At 55.7% G+C, this 22,299-nt stretch carries 16 protein-coding genes; 12 read left to right on the top strand and 4 right to left on the bottom strand.

Annotated elements, in window-relative coordinates:
- Nucleotides 1-1,726 precede the first annotated feature (1,726 nt).
- A complete protein-coding gene (locus tag ABEA92_RS08585; RefSeq protein ID WP_345683407.1) occupies nt 1,727-2,602 on the bottom strand; it encodes an Rpn family recombination-promoting nuclease/putative transposase in 876 nt (291 codons plus the stop codon).
- A 299-nt stretch (nt 2,603-2,901) separates the two neighbouring features.
- Here ABEA92_RS08585 and ABEA92_RS08590 point away from each other — a divergent pair, with 299 nt between their 5' ends.
- A complete protein-coding gene (locus ABEA92_RS08590; RefSeq protein WP_345683408.1) occupies nt 2,902-4,266 on the top strand; it encodes a c-type cytochrome in 1,365 nt (454 codons plus the stop codon).
- Nucleotides 4,267-4,309: 43 nt separating this feature from the next.
- Here ABEA92_RS08590 and ABEA92_RS08595 read toward each other — a convergent pair whose 3' ends face one another.
- The 3 genes from ABEA92_RS08595 to thrC form a co-directional block, all read right to left on the bottom strand.
- Nucleotides 4,310-5,884, bottom strand: a complete 1,575-nt coding sequence (locus tag ABEA92_RS08595; RefSeq protein WP_345683641.1) for a glycerol-3-phosphate dehydrogenase/oxidase — start codon at nt 5,882-5,884, stop codon at nt 4,310-4,312.
- A 44-nt stretch (nt 5,885-5,928) separates the two neighbouring features.
- A complete protein-coding gene (gene glpK, locus ABEA92_RS08600; RefSeq protein ID WP_345683409.1) occupies nt 5,929-7,419 on the bottom strand; it encodes a glycerol kinase GlpK in 1,491 nt (496 codons plus the stop codon).
- Between the two features lie 936 nt (nt 7,420-8,355).
- Complete coding sequence (gene thrC / locus ABEA92_RS08605; protein WP_345683410.1) at nt 8,356-9,783, bottom strand: threonine synthase; 1,428 nt, start codon at nt 9,781-9,783, stop codon at nt 8,356-8,358.
- A gap of 245 nt (nt 9,784-10,028) precedes the next feature.
- Here thrC and ABEA92_RS08610 point away from each other — a divergent pair, with 245 nt between their 5' ends.
- The 11 genes from ABEA92_RS08610 (at nt 10,029) to ABEA92_RS08660 (ending at nt 22,251) form a co-directional block, all read left to right on the top strand.
- Nucleotides 10,029-10,694 carry a signal peptidase II gene (locus ABEA92_RS08610; protein WP_345683411.1) on the top strand — a complete coding sequence of 222 codons (666 nt, stop codon included), beginning with the start codon at nt 10,029-10,031 and terminating at the stop codon, nt 10,692-10,694.
- Nucleotides 10,691-11,503, top strand: coding sequence for a histidinol-phosphatase (hisN, locus tag ABEA92_RS08615; RefSeq protein ID WP_345683412.1), 813 nt, complete (start codon nt 10,691-10,693; stop codon nt 11,501-11,503). Before ABEA92_RS08610 ends, hisN begins: the two co-directional genes overlap by 4 nt.
- A 354-nt stretch (nt 11,504-11,857) precedes the next feature.
- Nucleotides 11,858-13,330, top strand: a complete 1,473-nt coding sequence (gene ffh, locus ABEA92_RS08620; protein WP_345683413.1) for a signal recognition particle protein — start codon at nt 11,858-11,860, stop codon at nt 13,328-13,330.
- Between the two features lie 151 nt (nt 13,331-13,481).
- The gene (gene rpsP, locus ABEA92_RS08625; protein ID WP_425572413.1) at nt 13,482-13,874 is read left to right on the top strand and encodes a 30S ribosomal protein S16; all 393 of its coding nucleotides are present in this window, start codon (nt 13,482-13,484) and stop codon (nt 13,872-13,874) included.
- A 15-nt stretch (nt 13,875-13,889) separates the two neighbouring features.
- The gene (gene trmD, locus ABEA92_RS08630) at nt 13,890-14,594 is read left to right on the top strand and encodes a tRNA (guanosine(37)-N1)-methyltransferase TrmD (RefSeq protein ID WP_345683415.1); all 705 of its coding nucleotides are present in this window, start codon (nt 13,890-13,892) and stop codon (nt 14,592-14,594) included.
- A gap of 26 nt (nt 14,595-14,620) precedes the next feature.
- The gene (rplS, locus tag ABEA92_RS08635) at nt 14,621-14,977 is read left to right on the top strand and encodes a 50S ribosomal protein L19 (protein ID WP_040766013.1); all 357 of its coding nucleotides are present in this window, start codon (nt 14,621-14,623) and stop codon (nt 14,975-14,977) included.
- 207 nt (nt 14,978-15,184) lie between these two features.
- Nucleotides 15,185-15,637, top strand: coding sequence for a YraN family protein (locus tag ABEA92_RS08640; protein WP_345683416.1), 453 nt, complete (start codon nt 15,185-15,187; stop codon nt 15,635-15,637).
- Nucleotides 15,638-16,124: 487 nt separating this feature from the next.
- On the top strand, nt 16,125-17,126 hold the full coding sequence (locus tag ABEA92_RS08645; protein WP_425572407.1) for an AAA family ATPase: 1,002 nt from the start codon (nt 16,125-16,127) through the stop codon (nt 17,124-17,126).
- Complete coding sequence (locus tag ABEA92_RS08650; protein ID WP_345683418.1) at nt 17,123-18,031, top strand: DUF58 domain-containing protein; 909 nt, start codon at nt 17,123-17,125, stop codon at nt 18,029-18,031. Before ABEA92_RS08645 ends, ABEA92_RS08650 begins: the two co-directional genes overlap by 4 nt.
- A 15-nt stretch (nt 18,032-18,046) precedes the next feature.
- Nucleotides 18,047-20,080 (top strand): BatA domain-containing protein, encoded by a 2,034-nt coding sequence (locus tag ABEA92_RS08655; protein ID WP_345683419.1) that lies wholly within the window; start codon nt 18,047-18,049, stop codon nt 20,078-20,080.
- A complete protein-coding gene (locus ABEA92_RS08660; protein WP_345683420.1) occupies nt 20,077-22,251 on the top strand; it encodes a hypothetical protein in 2,175 nt (724 codons plus the stop codon). Before ABEA92_RS08655 ends, ABEA92_RS08660 begins: the two co-directional genes overlap by 4 nt.
- The last annotated feature ends 48 nt before the right edge of the window (nt 22,252-22,299 follow it).

A 22,299-nucleotide genomic window follows, 5' to 3' on the forward strand; every position in this document is an offset into this window, starting at 1 on the left:
TCGAATCGCTTTCTGACAATGGTTCATTGACACGAGAGACCCAGTTTGGAAACCGTGGGATGGGCCGTGGATGCAACAACTTCGAACAATGAAAGAGGTTTGCCCCTCTGATTGAATGATGCGATTGCGGGCCCCATGTTTACGAATGCCTCCACTAGCGTTGCGCACGGGACTGTCGAGACTTGCGAGAAGCATCCGTTCCTGCATTTTCTAACCTCCCATTTTCTAACCTTCTTCGTCCACAGTCCGCTAGTCATGGGGAAACAAAGGGGTCAAACCTCTTTTTGGGAAACAAAGGGGTCAAACCTCTTTTTGTGTTTGTTGGCAATGGTCGAACTCTCGGACGACCTCTTTACCGCATCGTTGATTCCAAATTGAGTCGCCTGGCAATCGATTCGACCCAGCCTTCATCACCCAACGGTGCACCGCGATTCGCACAGATTCGAATCGCTTTCAACTCGCTTTCCGACAATGGCTCATTGACACGAGAGCCCCGGTTTGGAAGCCGTGGAGGCAACAACTTCGAACAATGAAAGGGGTTTGCCCCTCTGATTGAATGATGCGATTGCGGGCCCCATGTTTACGATTGCCTCCACTAGCGTTGCTCACGGGACTGTCGAGACATGCGAGACGCATCCGAGCTTTGATTTTCTAACCTCCCATTTTCTAACCTTCTTCGTCCACAGTCCTCCAGTCATGGGCAGACGCACGCTGCCTCTCTGACGCGGCACTGTCACTCCGATCGAGTCCGCAATCGAGGTGGCATCCGTTATCGGAAAAGGAAAGCAGGGTTAGAAAATGGTAGGTTAAAATATTGGATCGTAAAAAACGTGCAAACTGCTTTCCGCTTAGGCTCGACCTGGTGGAGTAATTATCGGCACAAGTTCACGCAGGCAACCGATTCCACCGATTCCAAATTTTGACCACGCCCTTTTCCAGTCTTGCAACACATTTGGGAAAGGTGCTGTGCCCCAGTTGACTAAAAAGAGGTTTGACCCAGAGGAAGTAAAGGGGTCAAGGAAGTAAAGGGGTCAAACCTCTTTTTGCGTTTATTGGCAATGGTCGAACTCTCGGACGACCTCTTTACCGCATCGTTGATTCCAAATTGAGTCGCCTGGCAATCGGTTCGACCCAGCCTTCATCACCCAACGGTGCACCGCGGTTCGCACAGATTCGGCTCGCTTTCAACTCGCTTTCTGGCAATGGCTCATTGACACGGGAGTGTCGAAATTTGCGGGGCGCATCCGAGCTTTGATTTTCTAACCTCCCATTTTCTAACCTTCTTCGTTCGCAGTCCGCTACTCAGGGGCAAATGCACGCTGCTTCTCTGACGCGGCACTGTCACTCCGATCGAGTCCGCAATCGAGATGACACATATCAGTGAAAAAAGAAGAAGCCAGGTTAGAAAATGAAAGGTTAGAAAATGTGATCGCGAAAACCAAACAAGCCGCTTTCCGCTTCGCCTTGCCTCGATGGGCAGTTATCGGCACAAGTTCACGCGGGCAGCCGATTCCACCGATTCCAAAATGTCGACCACGCCCTTTTTCAGTCTCGCGACACATTTAGGAAAGGTGCTGTGCCCCAGTTGACTAAAAAGAGGTTTGACCCATTTGATCTCAAAAAGAGGTTTGACCCATTTGATCTCATTCGTTCAATCTTGCGACACAAACACAAGAGATGCTGTGTCCCTGTTGGTTTTGGTGCGTGTAGAAACGGTGCTGCTGAGTTAGCCGATTCCACGTTCTCGAAGCTGTCGTTGAAGCGACTGCTCTCGGGAAGCTAGTTCTTCAAGCGTCAAAGAATCGAAATTCGCAGGTGTATCGAGACCCAGGAGACCTTCCAACATACGAACTCGACCACGTGCTTCACCACGAGCTTCGCCACGTGCCTCGGCGGCTTCTAGGCGGGATTGCTCGTCTCGTTGGAGCTTCAAACGCGATTCGTAAATTTCGCGGTCTTCGGGGGTTTTGGAAATCATCTCAAGGACTCTCGTCGCTTCGGTGAAAATGGGAGCCGCTAGACGAGAGATCAATTCCTCTCGCTCCAGCGTTGCCGCCCGTCGGAAAAAATAAGCCCATTGCTCACGTGGGTCATCGATGACTGTATTATCGCTAGGTGGGGTGTACTTCGGCAACTCTAAAAGATGGACTTGTAAGGCATCAGACAGAGTTAACTCCGGGTTTTGGCAACGCATTCGGAAATCCAGACAAAATTCCGGGACCTGAGGAAATAGGACGCCGTTGAGCACGCTAATACCGAGCGATGGCATGAGGCTTCCGTAGCGGTCGCCTTCGCGAAGTTGGCCAACATATTGCGATGCCGCGTAGTAGATCAATCGATTGGCAAGCTCGCCGGGAAGGCTCGTTTGCATCTCGATGTCGAGCAATCGTCCACGGTCGTCAGTCGCCTTCACATCCAGGATCGAGAGTTTATCATCGTCGAAGTCTTTCTCATTGAAAGGATTGAGGATTTCAACGCTCTCAATCACAGGATCACCGGCTAAGACCGAGTTCAAAAAATGAAGCGTGATCTCAGGATGCTCTCGACTACCGAGAAGCTTCTTGAACGCAAAATCGACTTTGGGGTCGATGCCAATGTTCATGGTCGGTTGACCTTTCGAGGGATTTGTCTGCCAAGCATGAAGGTCAATCGATTGACGCGTAGTGCGATCGCGACACCATCATCCACCGCTGGTAGGTACCATTTTAATGCAAGCCTCCACAGGCGTTGCGCATGGGAGTGTCGAAACTTGCGGGGCGCGTCCGTTCCTGCAGGTTCTAACCGCCCTTTTTCTAGCCCTTTCGTCGGGTGTTCCTGATGGTTGTCGGTTGGATTCGACATTGGTTTGCGGTAAGACGGTTTATCGGTCTACACGTGTTGTCGCGGCGGTATAATAAGTTCATGTGTCAAAAAACTCTCAATATCGTTTTTGTGTTTCTGGCGTGCGTCGTTGCTGCTGCGGCCAACGCGGAGGATACGAATGCGATCGCACGCGGCTACCGTTTGTTGACCGAAACGCCGCTTTTGCCGAGTGATTTTCATCAGCGGGTGATCGACAACGTGTGGCAGAGTTGGCCTGAACCGCTGCGGAGTGAAGCGGAAAAAGCAACTCCCGAGCAGCGGCGAGAAATGACGTTTTCGCGTTATGGGCTGACCACGCGGCCAGGTGATGATTCCGGCAAACCGCTGCAGTACGTCGTCGGTGACGATGGCCAGTGGACGATGAACTGTTTTTCATGTCACGGCGGTAGTGTGTATGGCAAACCGACCCCCGGAGCTCCGAACAATCGGTTCGCGCTGCAAACGATGACCGAGGAAGTTCGGCGAACCAAGTTTCGCATCGGCGAACCCATGTCGCGAATGGATTTAGGGTCGCTGTTCATTCCATTGGGGACCACTCATGGGACGACCAATGCGGTGGTCTTTGGGATGGGGCTGATGCACCAACGAGACGAACAGCTCAACGTGGTGAATCGTCCTCCGGTGCCGTTTGTGCATCATGACATGGACGCGCCGCCATGGTGGCATTTCTACAAGCGTCCGTACATTTACATCGATGGCTTTGCTCAAAAAGGACATCGTGGTTTGATGCAGTTCATGCTTGTGCCTGAGAACGGACCCGGATTTTTTCGTGAGCACGAAGATGACTTTCGTGACGTCTATGCCTACATGTCATCGCTGCGTCCGCCCAAATACGACGGAGCGATCGACGACGAGCTTGTGTCGGTTGGCAAAGGTGTGTTTGATCGCAATTGTGCCGAATGTCATGGCACGTACGGTGATGATTCCGAGTACCCCAACCGCCGGATTCCACTGGATGAGATTGGCACCGACCCAGTCCGCGCCGAAGCGTTGACCGAAGCGGGACGGGCCAAGTATGCAAGGAGTTGGTTTGCTCATGCGGGCGAAGACGACCCGCAGCAGACGATTGTCGAACTGGACGGCTATGTCGCACCGCCGCTGGACGGTGTTTGGGCGAGTGCTCCGTATTTTCATAACGGCAGTGTGCCAACGTTGTGGCATGTGTTGCACCCGAGCGAGCGGCCGACCGTGTGGCGAACGGTGAGCGAAGTGATGGATGAGCAGCGAATGGGGCTGACGATCGAGTTGGCTGAAAAGATGCCGGTCACGGAGCCCGACGTCGCAATACGTCGCAGTTATTTCGACACCCGTCGCTTTGGCAAAAGCAATTCCGGGCACACTTATCCCGACGAACTCAGCGAAGCGGAAAAGACCGCCGTGCTGGAGTATCTAAAGACGCTGTAGAGAAAAGTGGGGTAGGCTTCTCAGCCTGTCGCCAGTGTTTGGTTTATCGGCTCTTCTTTGGCAGGTAGTGCTGAGCCACGCTGCGAAAGTCGCGGAGTTGCTCGTCGATCCACGCTTGGTCGCGATTCAGCTCCGTCGCCATCAGTTGTGCGACCTCGTATGCGATGTCCAGTGCCGCTTGAGCGTTTAGGAACAACGAGCGTGTTCGTCGTGCCAACACGTCTTCGATCGTGCGAGCCATTTCATGGCGCACTGCCCACACCACATCCGAGCCACGGATCGTCAGCGAAGTGTGCAGCAGTTTGCCAAGATCGGGGGATTCGCTTTCCAGTTGTTCGATCGATTCTAGGTCCGATCCGTAATAGGAACGCGAATCCGATCTGACATTGGATGATTCGATAAAGCCATGCAAGTGCATCGACTGGGTGATACACGGTTTCGCCGAAAGGTATTTCTCGCGAACGACGCGGTCGACACAGTCTTCGGCCATCTTTCGCACGGTCGTCCATTTGCCGCCGGTGATGGTCACCAGTCCTGAGGTCGAGACACGGATCGTGTGATCGCGTGAAAGCGATGCGGTTCGCGCCGACTTGTCGCCTTTGACCAGCGGCCGGATGCCGACAAAGACGCTGAGGATATCGTTATGGGTCGGAGCGTCGGACAAGTATTCGGCAGTGGTGTCGAGCAAGAATTGGATTTCTTCGGCTTTGGCCGTCGGTTCCAACGTCGGCGTTTCGATCGGGGTATCGGTTGTCCCGATCACGGCGTGATCATGCCACGGGATGATGAAAATCACACGTCCATCGGACGTTTTGGGGACAATCATTGCCGTGTCACCGGGAAAGAAGTGACGAGGCAAGACGATGTGGACGCCTTGGCTGGTCGACAACATCTTTTCATCACCGGCGTCGTCCAATGCTCGAATACTGTCACAAAAAGGGCCGGCTGCGTTGACGATACACTTGGCCCGGATCGTCCACTGATCGCCGGATTCATGGTCCTTGGCGATGACGCCGTCGAGGTCGCCCATCGAATCTTTGGTCAAGGCGTCCACGGAGGCGTAATTGATCAGGCAGGCACCATGGTCGGTCGCCGTGGTCGCCATGTTGATCAGCAGCCGTGTGTCATCGAATTGGCCATCGTGATAAATCACGCCCCCTTTGGACGCGGTGGACTTGAGGACAGGAATATGGGTCAGCGTTTCTTTGTTGGACACGCCATGCGAGCGGCCAAAATTGTTGCCAGCGGCAAGGAAATCATAGACTTTCAGTCCGACGCCATAAAAGAAACGCTCCCAGCGATTTTTGCAGGGGATCAAAAACGGCATGTCGTGGACAAGGTGTGGTGCGTTGGCTCGCAGCAAGCTTCGTTCACGCAGCGCGTCTCGCACCAGCGTAATGTTTCCTTGTTCGAGGTACCTGACTCCGCCGTGGACCAGTTTGGTGCTTCGGCTGGACGTGCCTTTGCCAAAGTCGGCTTGTTCAAGCAGCAGGACGTCTAGCCCACGCGAAGCAGCGTCCATGGCGATCCCGATTCCGGTCGCACCGCCGCCGATGATCAGGATATCCCATGGAGATTGACGCTGGTGTAATCGTTTGATCGCATTGTCGCGATTCATGCCCGCCGGTGCCGTGCCCGCCGGAGTGTTGCCATGAAAATCCATCAATGTTGCTCCCATGATCTCGCCCGCCCGAGTGCGTCGGCCCAACGGTCGCGACGATGTTTCGCTTCCTCTGGGGGCATCGAGGGTGTAAACACTCGCTCGGTTTGCCAGACGTCCGCAATGTCGTCGAGATCTTTCCAAAATCCGCTGGCTAGTCCTGCAAGGTAGGCGGCTCCGAGTGCGGTGGTTTCGAGCACCTTGGGACGGACGACGGGGATTTGCATGATATCGGCTTGGAACTGCATCAGCAGATCATTGGCCGCCGCGCCACCGTCGACACGAAGTTCTGCGATCTTAGTGCCTGCGTCTTGTTGCATTGCATCGAGCACGTCGGCGACTTGAAAGGCAATTCCTTCTAACGCGGCCCGCGCGATATGGGCTCGCGTGGTTCCCCGCGTCAGCCCCACGATTGTTCCGCGAGCGTACGCGTCCCAGTGCGGTGCCCCGAGCCCTGCAAATGCAGGTACTAGATAAACACCGTCTGAATCGGTCACGCTGGCCGCTAGCGGTTCAATTTCCGAAGAGGATTCGATGATCCCAAGTCCATCCCGCAACCACTGGACGATCGCGCCGGCAATGAAGATGCTGCCCTCCAGTGCGTACTGACGATGCTCTCCGGCAGTGCACGCAACGGTGGTGAGCAGTTTGCATTTGGATGCCCACGGTTTTTCACCGATGTTCATCAGCATGAAACAGCCGGTGCCGTAGGTGTTTTTCGCCATCCCGACTTGAGTGCAGTTTTGTCCAAACAGCGCCGACTGCTGATCGCCCGCAGCACCGCCAAGCGGGATCGCACCGCCAAACAGTTCGGGGTCGGTTTCGCCATACAGATGGCTCGACGGTAGCACCTCAGGGAGAACGCTGCGGGGGATTTTCAGCAGTTCCAGAAGCTCGTCATCCCAGGTGTGCGTGTTGATGTCAAACAGCATCGTTCGTGATGCGTTGCTGACATCGGTCGCGTGCACGCGGCCGCCGGTCAGTTTCCAGAACAGCCAGCTGTCGATCGTTCCAAACGCCAATTCGCCGCGGTCAGCACGCTCTCGAGCTCCGTCGACATTGTCCAGCAACCATCGCAATTTGGTCGCGCAAAAATAGGCGTCGATCAGCAGGCCAGTTTTTTGGGCGATCATTTCGAGGTGTCCCGCTTCGCGTAGCGAGTCACAAAATTCGGCGGTGCGTCGGTCTTGCCAAACGATCGCGTTGTGAATCGGCTCGCCCGTCGTCCGGTCCCATAGCAGCGTCGTTTCACGTTGATTGGTGATGCCAATCGCCGCAATTTCGCTGGGGGCTAACTTGCACTGCTGGATCACCTCGCGTCCCACCGCGAGCTGCGATTCCCAGATCTCGTTTGCATCATGTTCGACCCAGCCCGATTGTGGGTAATGCTGAGTAAACTCGCGTTGTGCGGTGCCAAGGATCGTGCCGGAGTGATCAAAGACGATCGCACGCGAGCTGGTAGTGCCTTGATCGAAAGCTAGAACCGTTTTCATAGGGGGGCGCAAGTCAAAGTGTGGCGGTGGGTGGGGACGGGCAGAGTTTTATCGTAACGGTTTTGCGAAAAGCAAGTGGACGCGGCTTGCCGCATCGCTTGAAAAGATTTTGAAAAGCCGAGACGCGTACAGAGACCGTCACCGGGGCGGCGGCGCGTCGTCGAGATGCGGCGATTACGATGAAGATAAGGTGACTTCCGGAAGTCGGCTTTGGTTTCGCGAACCTTGGGGACGTGAGTGACTACGATTCAAAGCCAACATCGCTGCGACATGTGCCATCCACATTTGAGCGACCGCAGCCGAAGCCTGAGTTGCTAAGTCTTCAGGCTGGTTTAGTTTTTCGGTTGCACTACTTCATTGTCGCCTCTCCAATATCATTGGAGACTGCTGATTTCGTACGGCACCACCACTCGTCGATTAGCCGTTTGGGCGAACGCTGTGAAGTATTTCCTGTAGCGGAACTCGTCAAGAGTTTCGGGGGCATACGTCATCGAAACGAAAGTCTTGACGACTTCCGCTACGCTAAATCAGTGCAAATTCTATAAGAGAAAATGCTTCACAGCGTTGCGTTTGGACGCTAGTGCGGGCTGGATGGTGACGGAACCGTGGCGATCGCCAAAACGAGACGCTACAAAGCTAGATAAGCGGAAAATCGCGGAACCAGTGACATGGCGGCTAAAGCCTGGACACCAACATTCTCGGTCCGAGCCGTTGGTGTACAGGCTTTAGCCGCCGAGAGCATCCTTTTCGTAATCAAAAATGCTTCACCGCGTTGGCCAAAAACGGCTGATAAACCGCCAGTCTCCTGCAGATCTGCCTAGTCACCGACCTTGAGCCGTCCGTTCGCAGCGCGCAGAACGTTCGAATCGAACCGGGCGTCTTGCGTCTGACTGCTTAATAGCAGCTCAAGCCAACGTAATCCGTGCCGCCACGGATCTACGAATACAGCTGAATCGCTTTGATAATGTCGTCCAATTCGTTCGGCACGGCGACCGCTCGGTTCGCATGGCTTGCCTTGGTCACCCCGCGGCTACCTAGTGTTTTATTGAACACTTCTTGGTCGGTGGTGTGGTAGGCGACCGTGGCGGTCGGATCTTTTAGTTCATGCCCGGTCAAAATGCACACAACACGGTCGCTTGGTGCAATCACGCCTTCGCGGCGGAGCAATTTGGCGCCGGCAACACTTGCCGCGGAGGCGGGTTCGCAACCGAATCCACCGGCACCGACCTTGGCTTTGGCGTCGAGGATCTCTTGGTCGCTGACCTGGCGAACGACACCGTCCATCGTGTCCAGTGCCCGCAAGCACTTTTTCAGGTTCACAGGGCGATTGATTTCGATTGCACTGGCGATCGTATCGGCCTTTTTGCCCTCGCGGTCCATCAAGTCGTTGTACTCGCGAATCGGATCCATGTTCACATGTCCACCGTTCCAGCGGACGCCGCGACGTTCCACCAATTCGTACAGCGTGTCCGCACCCGAGGCGTTGATGACGGCCAAACGTGGCATGCGGTCGATCAAGCCGAGGGCCTTCAGTTCACTGAACGCCTTGCCAAACGCGCTGCTGTTGCCGAGGTTGCCGCCGGGGACGACGATCCAATCAGGCACTTCCCAGCGAAGGGCTTCGAGGATCCGGAACATGATCGTTTTTTGACCTTCCAAGCGGAAGGGATTCACGCTGTTGACCAGATAGATGCCCAGCTCTTGCGAGACTTGCTTGACGCGGATCATCGCGTCATCAAAGTCGCCCGCGATCTGTACCGTCAGGGCTCCGTAATCGAGGGCTTGGCTGAGCTTGCCGTACGAGATTTTGCCGCTGCCGATGAAGATGACTGCTCGCATCAAGCGTGTGGCGCTGCAGTAAAGGGCAAGCGACGCGCTGGTGTTCCCGGTGCTCGCACAGGCCGCCCGCTTGGCGCCCATCATCGCTGCATGGGTCACGGCGGCGCACATGCCGTTGTCTTTGAAGCTGCCCGACGGGTTCATCCCTTCGTATTGCAGATGCAATTTACCGTGGTTCATGCCGACGTAATCGCCGACCGCATCAGTTTGCTGCAGCAGCGTTTGTCCCTCGCCGACGGTGACGATTTTGTCTTGCGGGACAAACGGCAGCAATTCATGGAACCGCCACACCCCGCTGAAACGGACCGGGTTGGTCCGCTGGCTCCACATCGCCTCGAACTCGCTGAGCTTCTTCGGCAGGACGGCACGATCCCATTCGTAATCGATGTCCAGCAGATCACCGCACTTGTCGCACGATGTGCGGACGCTGTTGGCTTCGTACGTTGCACCGCAGGTTGGGTTGATGCAGCGTTGGAAGGCGAGGTCCGTTTGCGGGGCGCTGGTCGAATTGGCGGTCTGCAACATGACGATGACGAAGTGAGGAGGAAACGGGATAAAAATTGGAATGGTGGATGGTTTTCGGCAGTCACGAATCACCATCTCTCTTGAAAGTAGATCGGCACGGCGTCGCCGCCGCTAGATTCACTAATCACGAAGAAGTGAAAATATGCGGAAGATCACGATTGCGGAACCCGATCGCTCTGGGCAAACTCTGCTGCTAATTCTACTGTGAAAGGTTGACAAATCCGACCGCTGATTGATCTGAAAACATGGACGAACCCGATCGAAACCCTCCCAACACCCCACCGCCGAGCCTGCCGAAGAACCGTGTGGTCGTCTTTTTAGGGCTCGCCATCACCGGTGCGATCGCCGATTTGTGGAGCAAACAAGCCATTTTTGCTTGGCGTGGTTTGCCTGGACAAAAGGACATTTGGTGGCTGATTGATGGCTATTTCGGGATCGAAACGGCCGTCAATCTCGGTGCCGTCTTCGGGATTGGGCAGGGACAAGGGGTCATTTTTGCTAGCCTGTCCGTCGTAGCCGGGATTGGGGTTTTGGTGTGGTTGTTCTGGTTTCGGGCCGCGCATTCGATGTGGTTGACCGTCGCACTCGGGCTGATTAGCGGCGGAATCATTGGAAATCTGTACGATCGGCTCGGGCTGTGGTGGCAACCGGGCTACCCCGATGCCTGGAAAAGCGGGGTCCGTGACTGGGTTTTGTGGCAGGCGAGCGACCAGTGGAAGTGGCCCAATTTCAATATTGCCGACTCGCTGTTGGTGGTCGGAGCGTGCATGTTGATGTATCAATCGTTTTTTCCAGGCGTGAACGGAACGCCGTCGGCCACTGCGGGATCGGCATCGTCGACCCCGCCAAGCGACGCTGAATCGAACGACCCTAAACTCAAACCCTCCCATTCCGAAGAGCCAACGCAATGACTAGCAAACCAGACGATTGGCAATCGATGCACGATGGCCGGCTTTCGGCGATGATCGAGGTTGCTCAGGCGGCCGGTCGACACACGCTGAAGTATTTTGGGACCCGCGAATTGGTCGTGGATGCGAAAAAAGACGATTCGCCCGTCACAGTGGCCGACCGCGAAGCCGAACAGTTGGTTCGCAAGCTGTTGGGCGAGCGGTTTCCTGAGGACACGCTGCAAGGCGAAGAGTTTGCCGAAAAAACCGGCACCAGTGCTTATCGATGGGTCGTCGATCCGATCGATGGCACGAAATCGTTTGTTTGCGGCGTTCCGCTCTACTCGACGCTGTTGGCGGTCGAATGCGATGGCGAGGTGATCGGGGGGGCGATATTTATTCCCGCGTTGGACGAGATCATCGTCGCCGGGGTAGGGCAGGGCAGTTGGCACCGGAAAACCTCCGATGCCCAGTGGACCCAAGCGACCGTGTCGAGCAAGACCGATCTGTCCACCGCCGTGTTTGTTACCAGTGAAGTCGGGTCGTTCGCAAAGCGAGGCAGCCAGAATGCTTATGCGCAGCTTGAGCGGGATGCATGGGTGACGCGAAGTTGGGGGGATGGCTACGGTTATCTGTTGGTTGCCACGGGGCGTGCCGATTTAATGGTCGACCCGATCTGCAATGCTTGGGACGTCGCCGCGATCATGCCGGTGATCCAAGAGGCGGGCGGGAAGTTCACCGACTGGAAAGGCAATTCCACCGTACGAGGGGGGGATGGAGTCGGGACCAACGGTCATCTGCATGCTGCCGTGCTCGAGCGGCTCTCGGATTAGCCCCACTTGGTAACCCTATAAAACATTTAGAGGCGGTAAGTTACAGCATTTTCGATTGGTAGCTACGCTCGCCAGAGCGTGGATGGTTGATATCCAGATCGCATTACCAGCTGCTGGCGAAGGTAGCTACAAAAAAAGCTTCACGGCGTGCCCGGCTTGGGCCAAATTTCATCCTGCTGAGACAGGAAAAGGAGGGTTTGGGGGGCTGCGAGCTTGCTTTTGGGCGATTTTGCCAAGCTAGTTCAGCGTTGTGCATTTACAAAACCGGCCTTTCTCACGTAAACTGCCGTGCTTCGCTCGGGACCCCTCTGTCCCGACTTCTGTGCGATTGTTCGATTTCCCCCGTAGTTTCCTGTGTTTGAATCTCTATCTGATGGTCTGCAGTCTGCTTTTAAGAGCTTGTCCGGCAAGGGCAAGCTTACCGAAAGCAATATGCGCGACGGGCTCGAGATCGTTCAAAAGTCGATGCTCGAGGCTGACGTTAGCTACTCGGTCGTCCAAGACTTCATGGGACATGTGTCCGAAAAGGCACTGGGCAAACGAGTCCTGCTGAGTCTGCGTCCGCACGAAGAATTGGTGCGAATCGTTCACGACGAGTTGATTTCGATCCTCGGTCCGGTCGATTCGTCGCTGCATTTGAAGAGCGAAGGTCCTACCGTGATCATGCTCTGCGGGTTGCAGGGAAGTGGTAAGACGACGACCTGTGGCAAGCTTTCGCAGCTGCTCAAAGAACAAGACATCAAGCCGATGCTGGTCGCGGCCGATTTGCAGCGTCCTGCGGCGATCGAGCAATTGCATGTTATTGGCCGCCAATTAGACATTCCGGTCTACAGCGAAGCGGACAACAAAGATCCGGTCAAGGTTTGTCAGAACGGCGTCGCCAAGGCCAAGGCCGAAGGGGCTCGCGTCGTCATCCTCGACACCGCCGGCCGTTTGGCGATCGATGATGAATTGATGGCCGAATTGGCCAAGATCGACAAAAAGGTCGGTCCCGACCAGGTTTATCTGGTCGTCGACGGGATGACCGGGCAAGACGCGGTCAACAGTGCCGGAGCGTTCAATGACGCTTTGGAGCTGGACGGCGTGGTCATGACCAAACTTGATGGTGACGCACGCGGTGGTGCGTTGTTGTCGGTCAAGCATGTCACCGGCGTGCCGATCAAGTTTATCGGAACGGGCGAACACTTTGATGCGCTCGAGCCGTTTCGTCCCGAAGGCATGGCGAGCCGCATTTTGCAGATGGGCGATATCGTCGCCGCCGCTCGCGAAGCTCACCGGATTGTCGATGAGAGCGAACGTGAGGAGCTCGAGGCCAAAATGGCGTCGGGCGATTTCACGCTCGATGACTTCAAAAACATGATGGAAAAGGTCGCCAAGCCCGGATTGATGGGCAAGATGATGGGCCTGATGCCTGGGATGGGCCAATTCAAAGAGATGATGGACAGCGAGGAAGCTGCAGGCGGGATTCGCCAAACCATCGGCGCGATCAACAGCATGACGATGGAAGAGCGTCGCAACCCCAAGATCATCGATGCTCATCGGCGAACGCGGATTGCCAAAGGGGCTGGGGTTCAGTCGCCCGTGATCACGCAGTTGGTCAAGCAGTTCGAGATGATGAAGCCGCTGATGCAAGGCATGATGGGCCAAGGTGCTGGCGGACGGATGAAGATGATGCAGCAGATGCAGAGCAGCGGGCTGCTGAACAATCCCGGGATGGGCGGGATGAAGGTCAAAAAAGGCACTGGCGAACGATTATCGCCCGCCGAGAAACGCAAACGAAAGAAAGAACGTGACAAGATGTTGCGAAAAATGAAACGCAAAGGCTAGGTGGCCGCGTTAACAATTCAGATGAAGTAAGAAGATGCCAGTACGTTCTGGCACCGACCCGGCGTGGGAAAGTGTTTTCCGCCCTAGGCAGTCTGACTAGAAGTGAAACCCTGTATCAATTGAGAAGCAGTTAATGGCAGTAAGAATTCGTATGAAGAAGATGGGCCGGACTCACCGCCCGTTTTATCGTGTATGTGTGATGGATCAACGCAGTCCTCGTGACGGTCGTGTGATCGAAGAAGTGGGTCATTACGATCCAATGTGCCCCGAGACCGATGCACGGGTGACACTGAAGTCAGACCGAATCGACCATTGGTTGAGCGTCGGTGCTCAGCCAAGCGAAGGCGTTGCGACCTTCATCAAAAAGTATGGCACCAACGGTAGCCATCTTGCACAGCAAGAGGCTGCACGCGAGCGATTGGGCAAGCGAAAACAGTACACGCCTGCTCCGGAAGCTCCGAAGCCAGCGAAGAAGAAGGAAGAGCCTGCGGCCGAAGCACCCGCAGCCGAAGCTCCTGCGGCTGAAGAATCCGCGAGCGAGTGATAGAGGTCCTGCGCTATGCGACTGGACATCGTCACACTGTTCCCAGCGATTTTTGATGGCTACCTGACTCAGAGTCTGCTTGACAAAGCGATTCAGCGTGAATTGGTGCAAATCCACCGGCATAACCTGCGGGATTGGGCCGAAAACACACCTCATCGCAAAGTCGATGATCGTCCCTTCGGGGGCGGGCCAGGGATGCTGATTCAAGTCGAACCGACGGTGACGTGTGTCGACAGTGTCGAAGCGATGGATCCCCGACCGGCGCGGCGAATTTTGCTGACGCCTCAAGGGAAACGCTTTGATCAACGCATGGCAGAGGATTTTGCGACAAGTGAGCGTGTGTTAATGCTCTGTGGTCGCTACGAAGGATTTGACCAACGCGTGGTTGATATTTTGCAGCCCGAAGAGGTCAGTGTCGGTGACTTTGTCTTAAACGGAGGCGAGGTCGCGGCAATGGTAATCGTCGACGCAGTCGTCCGGCTCTTGCCAGGCGTGCTGGGTGACGAGAACAGCAGCATTGATGATTCGTTCAGCCGTGGAAATCGGTTGCTCGAGTTTCCTCAATACACCAGACCAAGAGAGTTTCGCGACCACGCAGTTCCCGACGTTCTTCTGAGCGGCGACCACAAGGCGATTGCCAAGTGGCGGGACCAGCAAAGCCTCGATCGAACTCAAAAACGACGCAGCGATTTGCTGGAGTCGGACAATGAAAACAACTAAATCTTTTTGAGAAGAGAGCAATACAAATGAGTCAATCATCCATTATGGAGTTGGTCGAAAAGACCGCTCTGAAAGAGAACCCGCCACAATTCGAAATCGGCGACACCGTTGACGTGCACTTGAAGATTCTTGAAGGTGCAAAAGAGCGAATCCAAGTCTTCAGTGGCGTTGTGATTGGTCGCAGCGGCAGTGGTTCGACCGAAATGTTCATGGTTCGCCGTATCGTCGCCGGCCAGGGTGTGGAGCGTAAGTTCCCCGTCCACAGCCCCCGCATCGAAAAGGTCGAAGTCAAACGCAGTGGCGTGGTTCGTCGCGCGAAGCTGTACTTCCTTCGCGATCGCGTCGGCAAGGCAGTTCGCTTGAAAGAGCGTCGCCGCAGCTAAACGTAGCACGGGCTGCTTGCCTGTGAGCAATGTGGGATAGGTTTCCAGCCTGTCATCGGCCTGAATCCAGTACACGCTATTGGCCTGTGCTGTTCATTCCGATCGGCATCAAATCGGCCTCCCACCCCGCAAATCTTAAACTTACAAAGCGGCAGAGCGTCTAAAATGACGCTCTGTCGCTTTTTTCGTTTTCCGAGGGCTGCTGCGGTGCTGAGGCTGCTGAATCGTTGGCGTGATCGCTACCTCGATTACCGTTATGGAGCGATCGATTTGTCCGCACCGGTAGGCAAGCGGGGCGAGCAGGCGGCGGCACGGTTGCTGCGTCAAAAACGATTGGTGGTGGTTGCCGAAAGCGAGTCGGATCGGGGCGGCGAGATTGACTTGATCGCCATTGACCCCAAGACGCGAGTCGTCATCTTTGTCGAAGTCAAAACGCATTCGACGACCAAGCCAGGGCATCCGGCGGACCGGGTGGACGAAGCGAAGCAGGGGCGGGTGACACGTGCGGCACTACGGTACTTAAAACGAAAAAAACTGCTCGGTTCGCGATGTCGCTTTGACGTTGTTGCAGTGTGGTGGCCCAGCGGGTTGGCCGAGCCTGAGCGGATCGAACATTACGAAGCCGCCTTTGAAGCCGCTGGCGATTTTCAGATGTTTTAAGTCGGCTCGCCGTTCCGGTGTCCCGTCACACCAACGGAGACGGCTGATTTGATTGAACATCAGCGCGGTGAAGGATTTTTTTATAGGGCATGAGCTGAAATATCGTAGCGGAAGTCGTCAAGACTTTCGTTTCATGGCGTATACCTAATGCCATTGGGCGCCTGCCTCCGAAACCGTTGACGGCTTGTTTATTTAGTCGTACGACGGACCTCCGAGTCCGTCGAATACACCACTGACGGACTAGGAAGTCCATCATACGACCCTTGCCGCAGGAAACTTCACTAAATCAACAAGCCGTTGACGAGTTTCGCTACGAAATGCTTACCTGCGTTGGCCAAAGCGGCCAGCGAAATCAGCAGTTTTCAACGTCGGGGGGAAGTGACGCGGAATCACGTTTGACTGGTTATACTGCGGAGACATCTCGAACGATGAAGGTGATCGTTTACATTGTTGCGGGATGGACGCCGACGGAAACTCAAAAAACACCATGACGACCGATACTCTCAACGACAATGATGTCGATGCAATCAATCGACTCGCGGATACTTGCCAAAAACTGCGAGTCGAATTGGCACGTGTGATCGTGGGCCAACAGGATACGATTGAGCAATTGGTCGTCTGTCTTTTTGCGCGCCGACATGCCCTGTTGATGGGGGTTCCGGGACTGGCCAAGACTTTGTTGGTCAGCAAGTTGGCGGAAACGATGTCGCTGGATTTTAGCCGCATCCAATTCACACCCGACTTGATGCCGATGGATATCACCGGCACGGACATTTTGCAGGAATCGGATCATGGGCGGCGTGAATTCCAATTCGTCAAAGGTCCATTGTTTTCCAACATTGTGTTGGCGGACGAGATCAACCGTGCTCCGCCAAAAACCCAAGCCGCGATGCTTGAAGCGATGCAGGAGCACCGCGTCACCGTGCTTGGAAAACACTTTCCGCTGGACGAGCCGTTTATGGTCTTGGCAACTCAGAACCCCGTCGAGCAAGAGGGAACCTATCCGCTGCCGGAGGCGCAGCTTGATCGGTTCATGTCCTTAATCGAATTGGATTACCCATCGGAAGCCGAAGAGATTCAGATCGCGAAGACCACAACGGGTGACGAATTGCCTCAACTAGCGCACTTGTTGACTGCCGAGGATATTCTCGGCTACCAACACTTGGTACGACGGGTGCCGGTGCCGGATCATCTTTACACCTACGCAGCGCGGTTGGTTCGCAAAACGCGGCCTGATGGCGAAACGGCGCCCGATTGGATGCGGCCTTTGGTTTCTTGGGGCGCGGGGCCTCGCGCGGTGCAAAACTTGATTCTCGGCGCCAAGAGCCGTGCGGCACTCGAAGGCAGTTACATGGTGCGGTTGGAAGACATCCAGCACGTGGCTCCGTCGGTATTGACGCATCGCATCATCACGACGTTTGCGGCGCAAAGCGAACGCGTCACTGCAAAGACAATCGTCAAGCGATTGGTCGAGGAAACGGCGGTATGACGTCGTCCGTGCCGACTCGCGATTTTCTTGATCCCAACGTGCTTGCGCGGCTGCGGGGGCTGCCGCTGTTTGCACGCAAAGTCATGCTGGGAAGCGTTTCGGGCCGACATCGCAGCCCGCATCGTGGATCGAGTGTCGAGTTTGCCGAGTATCGCAAGTACGTTCCCGGCGACGATTTGCGGCGACTCGATTGGCGTGCCTACGGGCGAACGGATCGCTTCTTTGTCAAAGAGTTCGAAGCGGATACCAACCTGCGAATGGTGATCGTCGTCGACACCAGTGGATCGATGGGCTTTGGCAGTACCGGTTTGTCCAAACTCGATTATGCCAAACGAATGGCGGCGACGCTGGCGTATTTGGCAATGGAACAGGGGGACGCAGTTGGACTGGCATGTGTGGCGGATCAGGTGGTCAATCGGTTGCCGGCGCTACGGAACCCAGCACATCTATCGAACTTATTCAACTTGCTTGATCAAGCGACTGCTGCGGGCGAGACGGAATTGATCGCGGTATTGCACGAATTGGCCGAGACGATCCAGCAGCATGCTCTGGTGATTTTGTTGTCGGATTTGTTTGTGTCTCCCGAGCAATTGCAACCTTGTTTAGAGCATTTGCGTTTTCGCAAACACGACGTGTCGGTATTTCATTTGTTGGATCCCGAAGAACTGGCGTTCGATTTCGACCAGCCGACTCGGTTCGTTGATATGGAAAACGATGCGACGATCTTTGCCGAGCCCGCTGAAGTTGCCGCGGCCTATCACGCGGCGATGACCGAGTACTTGGAATCGATCAAAATGCGAATGGCACGCGCGTCGGTGGATTATCACCGCGTCGTGTTGGACCAGCCGTACGAGCAAGTGCTGAGTGATTTCCTTGTCGGTCGGACTCAAGGAAGAAGGGGCTGATAGGGTGATGCGCCGATGAGTTTCTTGCAGCCTTGGATGCTGTTGGCATTGCCGTTGGTCATGCTGCCGGTGATCATTCATTGGATGAACCAACGACGTCACCAAATCAAGCCTTGGGGGGCGATGGCGTTCCTGATGCAGGCGAGCCAGATGTCGCAGGGCTATGCGAAACTGCGTCGCTGGTTGATTCTCGCGATGCGAGTGCTTGTCGTAGCTGGGCTGGTCTTTGCCGTCACCCGTCCGCTTTCGAGCGGCATGTTCGCTTGGCGATTTGGATCGCATGTCGATACGACGATCGTGATTTTGGATCGGTCCCCTAGCATGCAAGAGGCCGGGGTGTCGGGCGAGTCGAAATTGAGCCGTGCACGTACGCAAATTGCCAGCACACTTGGGATGCTCGACGCGTCGCACTGGGTGTTGATCGATAGCGGGACGCAGCAGCCGACTTCGTTCGCGACACTCGATGCAATGGTGGATTCGCCACTGATGCGAGGTTCAAGTAGCACGGCGAAGTTTCCCAAGTTGGTTCAGACCGCAATCGACTATTTGAAAAGCAATCAAGTGGGCGACGCCGATGTTTGGATCTGTAGCGACATGAACGCTGTCGATTGGGATGTGGCCAATCCCCAGTGGACGGCGTCACGCGAGATGCTCAGCCAGATGCCTCAGTCGGTTCGTTTTCACTTGTTGGCGTATCCCGAATCCAATGCATCCAATCGCTCGGTTCGCGTTACCGAGACGCGGCGAATCAAGGACGATGATGGCGAAGCCGTGATGGTCTCGTTGAATTTGTCGCAATTCGCACACCCCAGTGCTGGTGGTCGGGGTGATCGCGCCGCGGTGCCAGTTCAAGTCGAAGTCGATGGTGTGCGGACTCAGTTTGATGTGCCGCTGGTCAGCAGTCAGTCCGAAACACGCAACCAACGGATCCCGATTTCGTCGCAAACGGAAGCTGGTTGGGGACGATTGGCGATCCCTGCCGACGCGAACAATGCTGACAATGTCTCCTATTTTGTTTTTGATGCTCCGCCGCCACGGCATGTCGTGTTGGTCAGCGACGATCGTGATGCGACGAAGGCGTTGGAGATTGCTGCAGCGGTTTCGCCCGATCCCAATGACCCCGCTAGTGTTGAGGTGCTCACGTCCGATGCACTTGATTCGCTCGACCTTGACGCGGCGGCGCTGCTGCTGTGGTGTGTCGAGTTGCCGGTCGGAGCGGCGGCACAGAAGGTTGCCGACTACGTCGGCCAAGGTGGCCAAGTGATCTTCTTTCCGCCGCCAGGGTTGCCCTCAGGAGGTGGTGTCATCACTGAACGCAGTTTCAATGGCATCCAGTGGGGGCCATGGCAGGGCGATGGCGAAAAAGTGCTTGTCGAAAACTGGCGATCCGATCAGGACCTGCTCGCTGCGACCAGCAGCGGTGCTGGATTGCCGGTGGGGCAGTTGCAAGTCCATGGGCATGCGAAGATCGAAGGTGACGTCACTGCATTGGCCACAGTGACTGGTGGCGACCCTTTGTTGGCACGGGCGATGACGGAGAACGGAGGCGTTTATTTTTGCGCGGCGTCTCCTTCGCTTGATCGATCTTCGCTGGCCGATAACGGTGTCGTGTTGTACGCGATCGTTCAACGTGCCATCGATCAAGGGCTACAGTCGCTCACTCGCACACGCAACCAAGTTGCCGGTCAAGTGGATTTGCCAATCGATGGATGGAAACAACTCGCCGGCGACCCCAACGGAATCTCTAGCGAGTATGCATCGACCGCCGGAGTTTACCGCAGCGGGGCAGGGCAGGGCAGTCGATTGATCGCGGTGAATCGTGCGGCCAGCGAGGACCAAGTCGAGTTGGCGGATGCGGCCGACGTCGAGGCGCTTTTCGAAGGAGTCCATTTCTCGCGTGTCGACGACGGCGTGGATAAGGATAGCGGCATTGCCAGGGAGGTTTGGCGGTTGTTTTTGTTTGGAATGATCGTCGCGATGTTGCTTGAAGCGGTGCTCTGTTTGCCTCGTCGTCATACATCGATCGCCAACCAAGGGAGACCCGCATGATAGATTCGGGTTTCTCGTTTCAGTGGAATTCGCTGTTCTTGGTCGTTTCGATCCTCGTGCTGGTCGTTACCTGCGGGCTTGCGTGGATCGCGTGTGCGCGAAGCCGTTTTCGATCTTCCGTGGTTTGGATCGAGCTGTTTCGTGTGTTGTTGGTCGCGTTGGCGGTGTTGCTGCTGAACCAGCCCGAGATGATCTACCAAATTGATCCCACACGCCGCCCCACCGTCGTGGTGCTGGGCGACGATTCGCTCAGCATGGATACCACCGATACCGGTGACGAATTGAATCTGATGCGAACGCGTCGAGAATCGATCGGCCACGTGATGGACGAGCGAACCTGGGCGGCTGTGCAGCAGGATGCCGATGTGATCGTGATGCCATTCGCCAGCGGCGCTAAAAACGACCGCACCGATATCGATGCAGCACTCAGTTCGGCGATCGATGGCTACCCTCATCTGCGAGCCGTCGTGTTGGCGTCCGATGGAGACTGGAATGCGGGGGCAACGCCTGTCGAAGCGGCGACGCAATTCCGCATGCAGCAGATTCCGATCTTTACGATCCCGGTTGGCAGTCAAGAGCGACTGCCGGATGTCGAACTGCTCAGCTTTGATGTTCCCGCGTTGGGGGTCGCCAACAAAACGCTACGGATCCCCTTTGCGGTCGAAAGTTCTTTGGCACAAGATCATCGTGCGATCGCCAAGTTGACCGCGTCTGATGGTACCGAGGCGACTCGTGAATTCACGATCCATGCAATGGGGCAAACGTCCGAAACGATTTTGTGGAAGCCGCAGCAGACGGGTGAATTCCAGTTGACGTTATCGATTCCGATGCATGCAAGCGAACGCATCACGAGCAATAACGAACTTTCGATGCCGATCTCGATTCCCGAAGAGCAGTTGAAAGTGCTGGTCATCGAATCGCGACCGCGTTGGGAATACCGCTATCTCCGAAATGCGCTGTCACGAGACCCTGGAATCGAAGTTTCGTGTTTGCTGTTTCATCCAGGGCTAAGTAAGACCGGCGGCGGTAACCGAGATTACATCGCGTCGTTCCCCAGCGATTTGGCCGAGTTGTCGCAGTACGACGTGGTTTTCCTTGGTGATGTTGGCGTCGGTGAAGATCAATTGAGCGAAGAACAGTGTCGTTTGTTGAAGGGATTGGTTGAGCAACAAGCGAGCGGACTGGTGGTGATCCCGGGGATTGCCGGTCATATGATGTCGCTTGTCGACTCTCCGCTGGGTGATCTGTTGCCGGTAACGCTCGACGAATCACAACCGACCGGTTGGGGAGCTCGAACGCCCAGCCACTTTGCCCTGACCGAAGCGGGACGTCACAGTTTGCTGACGAAGCTTGCCGACGATGATGATTCCAATGCGCGCGTTTGGGCAGGTTTGCCGGGGTTTCAGTGGTACGCTGCCGTGGTTCGTGCGACGGCGGGTGCCGAGGTTTTGGCGGTTCACGAGGATGCGTCCAACCAGTACGGGCGGACGCCGCTGATCGTCACCCGTTCGGCTGGCGCGGGCAAAGTGTTGTTCATGGGGACCGATGGTGCATGGCGTTGGCGACGCGGCGTCGAGGATTTGTATCACTATCGGTTTTGGGGGCAAGTTGTTCGTTGGATGGCGTACCAGCATCGAATGTCCAAGGGGCTGTTTTATTCGCCCGAGCAACCTCGCGTGAACCAACGTGTCACACTCAGTGCGAATCGCTTGGGGGATGATGGGAATCCGTTGGCCGCTCGCGAGGTGTCGGTGCGGATTGTCGCCCCGTCCGGGCAGGTTCAAAATGTGCTCCTGGAAAACATCGACGATACGTGGGGAGCCTACGCCGGGGCGTTCACCCCAAGCGAAGCGGGCGACTATCAAGTGACGATGCCCTCCGAGGCCGGCGACTCGCCGTTTGAAACTACGATCCATGTTCAGCACGCGAAAGTGGAACGGATTGGCAAACCGGCCCGTCCCGAAGTGTTGGCGGAAATCGCCAGGATTTCGCGAGGCGAGATGTTTTCGCTCAAGCAACTCGACTCGCTGCAAAACGCCGTAGCCGCCATATCGGTTCCGACGTCGCAAACACGCCGAGTGCAATTGTGGAGCCACCCGCTGGTCGCCATCCTGATGATCTCGCTGCTGGGGCTGTTTTGGATCGCGCGCAAGCGAGTGGGTTTGATGTAGCTGCACGTCCGCTTTGGCTTTGAACGTCACCGAGTAGAATGACCAATT

Origin of the sequence: Novipirellula caenicola, assembly GCF_039545035.1 — a bacterium.
Lineage (GTDB): Bacteria > Planctomycetota > Planctomycetia > Pirellulales > Pirellulaceae > Novipirellula > Novipirellula caenicola.